This is a genomic window from Dorea longicatena (genome assembly GCF_025150085.1).
Classification (GTDB): domain Bacteria; phylum Bacillota; class Clostridia; order Lachnospirales; family Lachnospiraceae; genus Dorea_A; species Dorea_A longicatena.
The window spans coordinates 359,196-371,431 of record NZ_CP102280.1 but is presented as its reverse complement, the minus strand read 5'-3'; the positions used below and the strand labels follow the sequence as shown (position 1 = coordinate 371,431).

The 12,236-nt window shown below is 42.0% G+C and carries 12 protein-coding genes; 1 reads left to right on the top strand and 11 read right to left on the bottom strand.

Annotated features, from left to right (window positions below):
• Positions 1-27 precede the first annotated feature (27 nt).
• Entirely contained in the window at positions 28-1,416 is a 1,389-nt protein-coding gene (locus NQ508_RS01785; RefSeq protein WP_006427655.1) for an MATE family efflux transporter, read from the top strand.
• Between the two features lie 46 nt (positions 1,417-1,462).
• Here NQ508_RS01785 and NQ508_RS01780 read toward each other — a convergent pair whose 3' ends face one another.
• The 11 genes from NQ508_RS01780 to NQ508_RS01730 all read right to left on the bottom strand — a co-directional run bounded on the left by NQ508_RS01780 (position 1,463) and on the right by NQ508_RS01730 (position 12,236).
• The gene (locus NQ508_RS01780) at positions 1,463-2,410 is read right to left on the bottom strand and encodes a DMT family transporter (protein WP_006427656.1); all 948 of its coding nucleotides are present in this window, start codon (positions 2,408-2,410) and stop codon (positions 1,463-1,465) included.
• A 25-nt stretch (positions 2,411-2,435) separates the two neighbouring features.
• Entirely contained in the window at positions 2,436-3,659 is a 1,224-nt protein-coding gene (locus NQ508_RS01775; protein ID WP_006427657.1) for a dicarboxylate/amino acid:cation symporter, read from the bottom strand.
• Between the two features lie 220 nt (positions 3,660-3,879).
• Positions 3,880-4,095, bottom strand: coding sequence for a hypothetical protein (locus tag NQ508_RS01770; protein ID WP_006427658.1), 216 nt, complete (start codon positions 4,093-4,095; stop codon positions 3,880-3,882).
• Positions 4,096-4,154: 59 nt separating this feature from the next.
• Positions 4,155-4,676, bottom strand: coding sequence for a GNAT family N-acetyltransferase (locus tag NQ508_RS01765; RefSeq protein ID WP_006427659.1), 522 nt, complete (start codon positions 4,674-4,676; stop codon positions 4,155-4,157).
• Between the two features lie 19 nt (positions 4,677-4,695).
• Entirely contained in the window at positions 4,696-5,325 is a 630-nt protein-coding gene (locus NQ508_RS01760) for a flavodoxin family protein (RefSeq protein ID WP_006427660.1), read from the bottom strand.
• Positions 5,326-5,394: 69 nt separating this feature from the next.
• The gene (locus tag NQ508_RS01755) at positions 5,395-6,168 is read right to left on the bottom strand and encodes a TIGR03915 family putative DNA repair protein (protein WP_006427661.1); all 774 of its coding nucleotides are present in this window, start codon (positions 6,166-6,168) and stop codon (positions 5,395-5,397) included.
• Positions 6,169-6,174: 6 nt separating this feature from the next.
• Positions 6,175-7,701 (bottom strand): putative DNA modification/repair radical SAM protein, encoded by a 1,527-nt coding sequence (locus NQ508_RS01750; RefSeq protein ID WP_006427662.1) that lies wholly within the window; start codon positions 7,699-7,701, stop codon positions 6,175-6,177.
• A gap of 112 nt (positions 7,702-7,813) precedes the next feature.
• Entirely contained in the window at positions 7,814-8,383 is a 570-nt protein-coding gene (locus tag NQ508_RS01745; RefSeq protein ID WP_006427663.1) for a DUF6553 family protein, read from the bottom strand.
• Positions 8,384-8,400: 17 nt separating this feature from the next.
• Entirely contained in the window at positions 8,401-9,438 is a 1,038-nt protein-coding gene (locus NQ508_RS01740; RefSeq protein ID WP_044920071.1) for a galactose ABC transporter substrate-binding protein, read from the bottom strand.
• Positions 9,431-10,384 (bottom strand): substrate-binding domain-containing protein, encoded by a 954-nt coding sequence (locus tag NQ508_RS01735; RefSeq protein WP_006427665.1) that lies wholly within the window; start codon positions 10,382-10,384, stop codon positions 9,431-9,433. Before NQ508_RS01735 ends, NQ508_RS01740 begins: the two co-directional genes overlap by 8 nt.
• Positions 10,371-12,236, bottom strand: a complete 1,866-nt coding sequence (locus NQ508_RS01730) for a sensor histidine kinase (protein WP_006427666.1) — start codon at positions 12,234-12,236, stop codon at positions 10,371-10,373. The genes NQ508_RS01735 and NQ508_RS01730 overlap by 14 nt, the downstream gene beginning before the upstream one ends.

Here is a 12,236-nt window from a genome sequence, read left to right as displayed (position 1 = left end):
AGGCGTCTCTGTGGAGGAATGAGAACTATGAGTGAACGTGGATCTGCTCCTGCAGCAGAAAATAAGATGGGAACAATGCCCGTCGGAAAATTAGTATTCAATATGTCACTGCCAATGATGGTTTCTATGCTGGTACAGGCGCTTTATAACATCGTTGACAGTATCTTCGTAGCAAAATTATCAGAAAATGCACTGACTGCTGTATCGTTAGCCTTCCCGCTTCAGACACTTCTGATCGCGGTAGCTACCGGTACCGGCGTCGGTATGAATGCCCTCCTGTCAAAATCACTGGGAGAACATAACTTTAAAAAGGCGAATAAAATTGCTGATAATGCGGCATTTATCTATGCCATCAGTTACATTGTATTTTTAATCCTCGGCTTTACGATCGTAAGACCTTTCTATGCAAGTCAGATTGGAAACGCAGATGTCGAGATCATGGAACTTGGAATTGATTACCTGAGTACGGTTATGATCTTTTCCTTTGGTCTGTTCACACAGATCTTCTTTGAACGGTTACTGACTTCTACCGGAAGAACTATCTTCAGTATGACTTCTCAGTTATGTGGTGCGATTACAAACATTATCCTGGACCCGATCATGATCTTCGGTCTTCTGGGATTTCCGAAGATGGGTGTTACCGGAGCCGCCGTTGCGACCGTTATCGGACAATGTGTTGCCGGAATCGTTGCCGGAACCTGTAATCACAAATATAACCATGACGTATCATTAAGTTGCAAAGGCTTCCGACCGGATATCCGTCTGATCGGACACATTTATGCAGTAGGTATTCCATCTATTATTATGCAGTCTATCGGATCGATCATGACTTATTCGATGAACCGCATTCTGATTGAATTTTCTTCAACTGCAACTGCTGTATTCGGTGTATACTTCAAGCTTCAGAGTTTCTTCTTCATGCCGGTATTCGGTCTGAACAATGGTATCACGCCGATCATTGCTTACAACTATGGTGCACAGCAGAGAAATCGTATGATCAAGACGATCCGGATCAGTCTGACGACTGCATTCTGCCTTACTTTCATTGGATTCCTCTGCTTTGAAGGTATCCCACAGGTATTACTTGGAATGTTCAATGCGTCTGACGCCATGCTGAAAATCGGTGTTCCGGCACTTCGTATCATCGGTATCCATTATCTGATCGCATGGTTCTGCATCATTGCCGGTACCGTATTCCAGGCACTTGGCAAAGCAGTATTCAGTATGATCGTATCCATCATGCGTCAGCTGGTTGTGCTGATCCCGTCAGCTTATATCTTGTCTAAGATTGGTGGCTTACATATAGTGTGGTGGGCTTTCCCGATTGCGGAAGTGATATCATTTATTGTGTCTACGGCATTTTTGATCAAAATTTATAAGACAATTATTAGTAAGATTCCGGAAGGGAAATTATAAAATAAGAAGCGGAAAAAGTTTACATTCACAACTTTTTCCGCTTCTTTTATTTTTTCCTTTTACAATTCACAATATAAATTCCCACACAAACCAAAATCAATGCACTCAGACTTCTTGCATTAAATGCCTGGCTGACTTCTCCAAGAACCAACGCCGATAACACCACGCTGCAAAGTGGATTGACAAATCCGAAAATCGCCACTTTCGATACTTCGTTATGCGCCAGCAGAACCGACCAGAGTGTATACGCCACAGCCGATACCATTGCCAGGTAGAGAATCAATACTACTCCTGCAATCGACATATGATCCAAGTGTCCGCCCATCAGGATTCCGACTATGAACAGCAACACACCTCCCATGAAGAACTGACAACCGCTTAAAATAACCGGTGATACTTTTTTGGAGAAAATATTGATCAGTACGGTTGACGCTCCATAAGAAAGCTGCGCGATCAGCACGAAGCCTTCTCCTGTCAGCCTGAATCCCATGTCCATAGAGCCGCCTGCCATGTTGATGATCACGACTCCCGCAAATCCGAGGATGCAGCCAGCAAGTTTTCTGCCTGTCATCTTTTCATTTCTTACTAACAGACATGCCATTAAAATTGCAATAAAATTGCCTAGACCTGTGATGATCCCGCCTTTTACACCGGATGTATGTGCCACTCCGATGTAAAAGAAAAAGTACTGGACGAAGGTCTGAGCAAAGCAAACTGGGATAACATACTTGAATATCTTTCCGTCCGGAAGGACAACTCTTTTTTCCCGGATGGATGCGAACAGTAATACAAGAATTCCCGCCAGTGCGAACCGGATACCGGCAAAAACAATCTGACTTGCGGTGTCCGCTGAATCAACGGCAAGAATCTGGTAGCCTGTCTTGATCACGGGAATTGCACTGCCCCATAAGATGCAGCAGACACACGCCAGAGCTGCGACTACCCATGTTCTGGTTAATATATTTTGTTTTTCTGAAATTTGCATTTGTGACATTTCTTTACTCTCTGGAATTCTGGTTCTATTTTTCAATCTCAATCTTCTCTTTCAGCACGACACATCCTGCCATATCACCGATAACATTAACACAGGTTGCTCCCATATCGCACAGAGTATTGATACTAATGTAGACACCCATAACTCCTGCAGGAAGTCCGGCCATTGTAGCAAGTGCCGCGAATGATGCGATTGCACCTCCCGGGATTCCCGGTGTTCCGACTGACAGAAGGACGTTCGCCAGAAGGATGATGATCATCATGGAAATGCTGACATGCACGCCGCATGCATTTGCAAAGAACATGATCATAAAGGACATCAGGATCGATACAGCATCCATGTTAACCGTTGCTCCAAGCGGGATCGTGATACTTGAGATCTGGTTCGGAACTCCAAGTTTATCTTCGACACAGCTTTTACTCAGCGGAATGGTAGCTGAACTTGAGCATGTACCAAATGCATTCAGTGCCGCCGGCATGATCGCCTTGAAGAACTTCACCGGACTTGTCTTGCCGAGAATGCTCACTGTGCCGCCATATACGATAAATGCAAATCCAAAGAATGCGACATATAAGATAATCAGCTGCGTAGCCAGTGATACGATCGTCTTTGTACCATTCGCCTCTACAACCGGAACGATCGTACAGAAGACTCCGATCGGTGTGAAATACATCACCGTACTGATGATCTTCAGACATGCTTCATTGCAGGAGTCGATGACCTTTAATAATGGCTCACCTTTTTCTCCAATCGCAATCAGTGTGAATCCCATAATCAGCGCAAATACCAGCACCTGCAGCATATTACCTTCTGCAAATGCGGATACCGGGTTAGACGGGATCAGTCCCTTGATCGTATCAAGAATGCTGTCCATCTTGGTTGCCTGAATATCAGATGTAGCCATCTTAAAGCTAACGCCTTTTCCAAGACAGATCAGTCTCGGAATGATCAGTCCAACAAAACTTGCGATTGCTGTTGTGCACAGGAAGAACAGCATTGCCGCTCCTGTGATCTTACCTGTCGTCTTGGCACTTCCGATGCTCGCAATCCCCATTACGATCGAACAAAATACCAGTGGGAAGATCATCATATTCAATGCACTCATATAGATACTTCCCAGTACACTTGTTGCAGTCAGAACCACGTTAAACCGTCCCGCCAAAAACAGTCCGGTCAGGATTCCGAGGATCAGTCCGACGAAAATCGCACCGGTGATATGCTTTCTGTACCACTCATAAAAACTCTTCATTTGTATGTACTCTCCTTACTTTTCAACTATAATATAACGTCTATATTTTACTATACACATATAGGCTATAGTTTATATCAAAAAGAGTGGAACGTCAATGTCCCACTCCTTATACCGTAAATTTCTCCACATAATAATTCTGTATCTCTGTAAGGATATACGCCTCATAATACTCCACCGGAATCTCCCGGTTCTCTTCCAGACTATTTTTACTATTTTATCAGTCATCTAACAGTACATCATTAACCACATCGTATGCATCTTCCAATGCATCCAACGCTTCCGTCAGAGTGTCTGCTTTATCCACTTCACCGGCTTCTTCATATTCATCCAGTATATTTACCAGAGAATCTTTTACTTGTTGGATGGATGTTATCAGGTCTTTTAACTGTTCTTCTTTTGTTGATGTGGTATTTATATTTACTATTTTGCTCACATTGTACCTCCCGTATTCTTGCCTATTTATTCTCTTGCTGATACATTTTTTCCAGTGTTCTAATTCTGATTCTTTACACTCATCTCATGCCATTCTTCCCCGCCCCAGGTTGACTGCGCGATTCCTTTATCTTTAAATCCGAATTTCTCATACATCGCTACCTTCGATTCCAGGCAGGTAAGGATAATCTCTTTTCTTCCCCTTCCCCATTCTCTTTCGAGATACCGGTGTACCAGTTCTCTTGCAAGTCCCTGACTGCGGTATTCCGGCAGTACATCCAATCCCAGAAGCATGACATTCTTGCCTTCCGGGTTATGCAGACTGGCATCTGTAAAGAACTCGTCTTTTAATATCTCATCATCCGTCGCTAGTCCATTTAAAAAACCTGCCATCTTTCCATTTTCTTTATCAATCGCTACCAGAAATAAATCCGCAATTCCGGCAACACGGTCTTTCATATGCTTCTTAGAACAGGCTTCATTCGGCGGAAAACAGATCCTTTCGATCTCTGCTGCTTCTTCTGCTTCGTTCTGTTTTATGTTTCTAAATTCATATCTTTCTGAAATATGTGTATCTGTCATTTGCTTTTCTCCAATCCCATTACCGTATAAAATGTGTCGCAATTCGTTCTTCCTTTTCCGGTAATCCGAACTGTTCTTTTCCAAGCGCAATACTCTTCATCAAGAATGTCATATTTCTTGCAAGTGTACGCATCGTCTGTTTTCCTTCTCCGTCCTGCTCTGACTCACCCGGCATACGTCCATGAATGCTGTTCCAATACTGGCTTGATGCAACCGGCATTCCGGAGATTGTAAAATACTTGTTCAATTCATCAAATGTTGCCGAACAACCACCGCGTCTCGCACATACAACACTTGCTCCGACTTTCATCGTCTTGTCAAAATGACTGCTGTAGAACAAACGATCAAGACAGGCAATCAGTGTCGCATTTGCTGACGCATAATATACCGGGCTTGCAACGACAAGTCCATCGGCTTCTTCAAACTTTAGTGCCAGTTCATTTACCATATCGTTGAATACACATTTGCCTTTCTCATAGCAGGAACCACAGGCGATACAGCCTCGAATATCTTTATTGCCGACCAGTATGATCTCTGTCTCGATTCCGTTATCTTTAAATACCTGTTCCATTTCTTTTAATGCAACAGATGTATTGCCATTAGCCCGTGGGCTTCCATTTAACATTAACACTTTTAAATTTTGCTGCATTGATTTGTTCCCCTTTCAATGATTCTCTTCCTGACAGATATTTCTTTCAGGATTCGTAAGTTTTTATGCTCATATCCTTAGCGTTCTGAATTCCACCGCATGCTTCCTCTTCCAGATTGGGAACAAATTCCGCTGACACACATAATTCTCCCTCTCTTTGATCGCAACCGCCTGAAAAAACGTCTTCCACATCTCTGTATATTCATCTTCATACTGTTCTGTTTTACGAAGTGACTCAAATTCGTCATCCGTCAGATAACGCAGATAGTTTGTTCCGTCTTTTGGATGTACGCATGCTGTTTTCCGGTTATCATCTATGATCATCCAATGTTCTGATGGCATCCGGTCCGCAAAATGTCTGCCAACCAGCATGATCACATCACTTTTGGGTTCCAGATGACTGACATAGACTTTTCTGTCCAGCGACTGGAATCGTGCAAATTCATTAAAATGATGGCTTTCATTACCGACTTTCCGCCGAAGTTCCAACATGCGCATCACATGAGGATTCGAATACTGTTCCAGTACCTTACTTCCCACTGCAAATCCGACACGCAGAAAATTATAGATTGCCTGTAACGCATCTTCCTCCGCAGAAAGGGTTGCATAATATACATCCAGATATGCTTCATCGGAAATATCTCTGCGAACAGAACGGATTACTTTTTCTGCTTTCACATTATCCCCGTCTACATGGACATATTCATCAAACATTGTCTGCTGTAATATCGGTTCTTTCTTTAATTGTATCTGATCATGACCGATTCGTAAAGCTTCCGACCAGGCATCATAGATGCAGGTCATAATGTCCTCCAGACGATCCTTACAAGTATATATCTTCATAATTTCCTACCCAATCCCAAAGTCTGCCAACGACAATTGCACATAAGATTCATTGGAATGTTCTATATTCCACACATCTTTCTTATCTACACTCACCAGTTGTCTCATAATATACGATGCTTCAACCGGTGTATGATACATCTGTTTTCCCCCACAGGTAATAAAATAATGCGCCCGCTTAAGTACCACACCCATCTTCTTTAAGCTTGCAAAATCCAGTCTTCCATACCGTCTTGCATGTGTGATCCGGCTGGCGGATTTGGGACCGATTCCCGGTACCCGAAGCAATCTTGCATAACTTGCAGTCTCTATTTCCACAGGAAATTGTTCGAGATGGCGTAATGCCCAGTCACACTTTGGATCGATCAGTTCATTGAAATCCGGCTTTTCTTCCGACAATAATTCACCTGCCTGGAATCCATAAAATCTAAGCAGCCAATCTGCCTGATAGAGGCGGTGTTCACGCAAAAGCGGTGTCGGTGTTCCAAGTCCCGGCAGTGCATCATCCTCATTCAGCGGAATATATGCTGAGTAAAACACTCGTTTCAGATCAAAGCCCTGATACAACTGCTGGGTCGTCTGCAATAATGTATAGTCACTTTCCCCCGTCGCACCGATGATCATCTGTGTACTCTGCCCAGCAGGTGCAAAACGACGCTTTAAACCAGACATATCATGGGGTGCTAACTGATATGCATTGTCCCATGTAAGGAGTCCATCCACTCTCCCCATTTCTTTTTGAGAAGGCAAAGTTCCGTCCTTTCCATCCGACAGTCTGTCTGTCTTCTTTTTTTCTTCCAGGCTTTCCCGATAATTCCTTTTGGATATTTCCGAAAAAATGCCGTTATTTAACAGTTGATTTCCCCTGCTTCTTTCCATATATGCTGTCTTTCCGATGGCCATCCGGTGTGCAGCAATTGTATTCTGAACCTTTCCCATAGGATTAAGGATTGTCTTCATTGTCTTATTCGGTGCAAGAGTCCGAAGCCCCTCTTCCGTTGGAAGTTCCAGATTGACACTGATACGATCGGCCAGATATCCTGCCGCTGCAAGAAGTTCATCCGAAGCTCCCGGAATCGTCTTCACATGGATATAACCGTTAAAATGATATTTTGTGCGAAGCAGCAGTAAAGTCTCACACATCTTTTCCATCGTGTATGTCGGATTTTTCAAAACTCCGGAGCTTAAGAAAAGGCCTTCTATATAATTCCGCTTGTAAAACTCAATCGTCAGTTCACAGATCTCTTCGGGTGTAAATGTTGCCCGTTTCACATCGTTGCTTGCACGATTAATGCAATATTTACAATCATAGGCACAATGATTTGTCATCAGAATCTTTAATAAAGAAATACATCTTCCGTCCGCTGCAAAACTGTGACAGATGCCGCATGCCTCTGTATTGCCGAGTTCTCCTTTCTTTCCCCGGCGGCTTGAACCACTTGACGTACATGCTACATCATATTTTGCCGCATCAGCGAGAATCTGTAATTTCTCCTGTGTTGTATAATTACTGTTTTTGATTTCTATATTCATAGTTCCATTATACAAACAAGTGTTCTTGTTTTCAAGTGCTTTTCGAACATTCGTTCTTTTTATCCGCTATACATGCCTGCTATCTTTATCTTTATTTATTTTATTTTTATCTTTATTTTTTCAGGAAATGTTCCCTGTTCGGATATACCTGCCTGAAAGCCTCAAGCGCCGCCTCCTGTAACAGCGCAAACTCTTTCTCCATATGAAGCAGATGCGGTGCACGAAAAGCGATCATACTAATCTGCTGCGCAATCTTTTTTGTCACTCCTTCTTCTGACATCTGTCCCATTCCAAATACAAGTGACGTAAATGCTCTTCCTCCCCTGCTGACTTCAATGAATTTCAAAAAGACATTCTGAAGCTCCTGCAAAAGAATTTCCTTATATACATTTTCCTGAAGCAGTGATTCTGACAGCCCCAAAGTGGCAGCTATCTTCGCTCCCTGCTTTCTCCGTTTTCCTCCCAGATCCACTGTCGTACCCTCTGCCAGATATTTCATTTCCATAAGACATCTCATAAATTCATCTTTTACGGGTGTTCGTTTTCCATATCTTGCAATCCATAACTGTTTCCGGTATTTGTCTTTCTCCGACTCTCCGTCGCCGGTATTTGCTTTTAATAACTCCAGTCTTTTTACCGGATCTGTTTCTTTGTAAAATGCAATTATCCATGCGTTATCCATTTTCTATTTCCTCATTATTATTTCAAAAAATGATCTACATTACTGCTATCCACACGGCAATATTCGGAGACATAATATCTGCCTTCCTTTAAATGTTTCCGATTTGTGTCTTTTCCACAGACAATCTCTACCGATAATTTCGCCAATTCCATTGCCTGATCCTCTTTATCATTATAGACGGTTCCCTTCATTTTTCCAGTCTTGATTGCCTCCAGCGCATCGTCCAGACCGTCAATTCCAAATATGACAGGCCAGTTCCGGCAGTCATATCCGGCCTTCTGCCAGGCTGCCACTGCTCCCAGTGCCATCTCATCATTATTGGAAATAACCAGTTCTATCTCATCTCCATATTGTTCAATAAGACGACTCATTCTGTTTTCAGCCTGTCCACGGTTCCAGTCTGCAAACTGATAACTCAATTTTTCAAGATCAATCCCCTGTTCAAGCAAGGTCTTAACCGAATAGTCTGTTCTGCTGATGGCATCCTGATGTCCGGCCTCTCCTTCCAGAAGTATATACTGAATCTTCCCATCCTGATTCTTATCAACCTCCGGATGATTCTTAATATAATCCGCCACAATTTCTCCCTGCATGATCCCGGACTGCTCTGCGTTACATCCTATATAATACAGCTTCTCCCATTGCATCAGATCCTCCCTGACCGGCTCCCTGTTAAAAAAGAGAACCGGGATATCTTCTTGTTTTGCCATCCTGATAATACGGGATGGTGCCGTTCTGTCAACCAGATTCACACACAATACATCACAGCCGGCGTCAATCATCTCCTCAACGATCTCATTTTGATCCTGCTGATTATCATCGCCGTTTTTTACCGTTGTGATGATTTTCATAAGATCTGTTTCCATTTTTTTCAGATTCTCTTTTAACTGATCCGTCATAGCATTGATAAATGGATCATCCTGCGTATAGGTTACAACTCCTATCCGAATGATATGATCTCTCTTTACACTCTTGTCTTCACATCCGGTAATCAGAAAAGCAATCAGCAGGATAACTGCTATCATACTTCTTCTTTTTCTGTTTTTTTTACTCATAAGAATATAAGAACCTTTCCAAATTATCATTTAATGAAAATTCATCTCTGTCAAACACCTTTATCTCTGTCTTATAGCCTTTTAGCCTGTAGAATCTGTGTTCCAGCCTTTGTGCCATTTCCCCGACACTTTTATATCCGATCTCATAGGCATCCGGAACCACCAGTCCCTGGATATTTCCGTTATCCAATAACACTACCGCTTTTACACTGCTCCCAATGCCATATATGTCCGCTCCCTGATATGAATCTTCATCAGACTGCTCGCCTAGTTCTTCCAATGCATGTGGATCCAGAACCACTATTGCATCTACTTTATCTTTTTTACTTACTTTTTCATAGATATTCTGATCTTTTTTCCGGTAACAATACCAGTCGATCTCACTTTTGGTATCTTTCAGTGAATCCCTTAATCCCCGGATCGCATCCTGATCTGACTTTGATTCTTTCCAGTTTGCGACAACTCCGATTTTCTGCCGCTTCTTTCCCAGCTGCTTTCCAAGTTCAGAACCTATCTTATAATAATCCGGTCCGATTACCGGATTACCGGAATTCCCGCCTTCTTTGGAATATACATCCTCCATGATCAGTGTGTATGGCGTCTTGGCACACTGTTTTTTTAACATGTCTTTCGTATCACTTCCCGGTGCCGGACATATGATAAATGCATCTATATTGTTGTGCTTCTGCTCTTTTATAATTTCTTTTTCCATCTCTGCATTTTCAATTTCATCTGTATTACAGATAATCATATGAAGATTGTTTATTTTCGCCGACTGCTTCATCCCTTTAATCAGTGAATTCCACCGGTTATCTCCTGATTCCGGTAAGATCACCGCCACTCGTTTTTCCGGCACATCCCGGTCAAAAATCTTCCATGCAAAAAATAATGTCAGTATCAGGAAAATACACTCCAGTATCAGGAATGTAATTTTATTCTTTTTCATCTACATCCCTCCCCTGTATATATTTCTGCATCTCCAATTGTTCTGCATTCTCCTTTGTATATGGAATTGCCGGTATATGGATAACAACCCTGGTCCCCTCATCCGGTTCACTATATATCTCCAGGCCATATTGCTCACCAAACATCAGCTGAATTCTGGAATGCACATTGATCACGCCAACACCCGAACCATGTTTTGGAACTTTATTGTTATCTTTCAGGATATTTTCCAGAACTTCTTTTCGCATTCCCATTCCATTATCTTCTATAATAATGTAAATATCGTCTTCTTTCTTTTCTCCCCGGACTGTGATTTTTCCTTCATCGTCCTCATCCATATTTCCCACGCCGTAATAAATTGCATTTTCGAGAATCGGCTGAATGACTAATTTTACAATACAATAATCTTCTATCTCTTTATCCGTCTGAAATTCCATTTGAAAACGTTCTTTATAACGCACAAGCTGGATATTCATATAGCTTCTGCTGTGCTGAAGTTCATCTTTAACCGGAATGATCGTCTTTCCGCGGGATAAACTGACTCTTAAAAGCTTTGCCAGTTCGGAGATCATAATAACTGCTTCTTCATTTTTCTGTGCTTCGATCATCCAAGTAATAGATTCCAGTGTATTATACAGAAAATGTGGATTAATCTGACTTTGTAATGCATCCAGTTCACTTTTTCTCCGTTCATTCTGCTGACGGATAATTTCCTCCATAAGCGTCTCAATCCGTTCATATGATCTTTGAACAGAATAACCCAAATGTCGTATTTCTGAAGAACCTCCTATGTAAATATCCGTTTTTCCTCCTGCTTCATATGTTTTAACCGATTCATCCAGTTTCCGAATCGGTTTGGATATTTTTCTGGAAATCAGCCTGTTTCCTTCCAGAAGCATCATCATAAGAACCATGATTGTTGTAAAGATATAATATCTGAAATTGTTAATTCTTGCAGTCTGCACGCTCTCCGGTACAACTCCGATCAGTTTCCATCCTGTATAGGCAATGTTGCCAACCACTACACTTTCCTTGTGTCCGTCTGTTGTGATCTCATAAGTGCCCTCCTCATACCCGGAAGCCTTCAGACTATTCTCCTCAAACAGTCCCCTGGCCATCTCTGTTTTTCTCGGATGATAGATCATCTGTCCGTCACGGCTGATCATATAATAATAGATTCCTTCCGAAGAATCATTAATCTGCTTTAAGACATCTTCGATCACCGAATATTTCATATCTACAAGAAGGACTCCGCTTCCCGGAATCTCCCCATCGTTTATATCCACATAACGACTCAGTGAAACAACCCAATGATAACGATACAGACCATCTTCATACAAATTCTGAATATGCGGAACGGAAAAATGTACATTTTCAATTGCACTCTCGGCATTCTTATACCAGTCCTGTCCCGTTACATCTATATTTTCTTTTTCAACAGCAACCGGTTCCGAAGCAATCAGCCGGCCTTCGTTCCCATATAATGCCAGACTCTCGATTTTATCCGAATTCACCTCGTATAATAAGCTGAACTGTTCAGCAAATTTTTCACTGGATATATCAAATTCCTGTACGATATTATAATTCGCTGCATTAAAAATCTGCCTGATATCTAACAGGTCCGAATTCACCCTGTCTACCGTGCTTTCCACCGTCGCCTCTGTATTTGATACTGCCATCTTATCAATCGCAAGCTTAAATCTTTGATACAAAAGGAGTCCCATAGTTACAATCGTGACAAGTGTAATCGCCATAAGAACAGACATGATGATTGACTGTATATTAAATACAACATTTTTTTTGAAATCCGAATCTTTTTTTCTTTTTTTCACGCTTTTTCCTGTTCCCTTCAT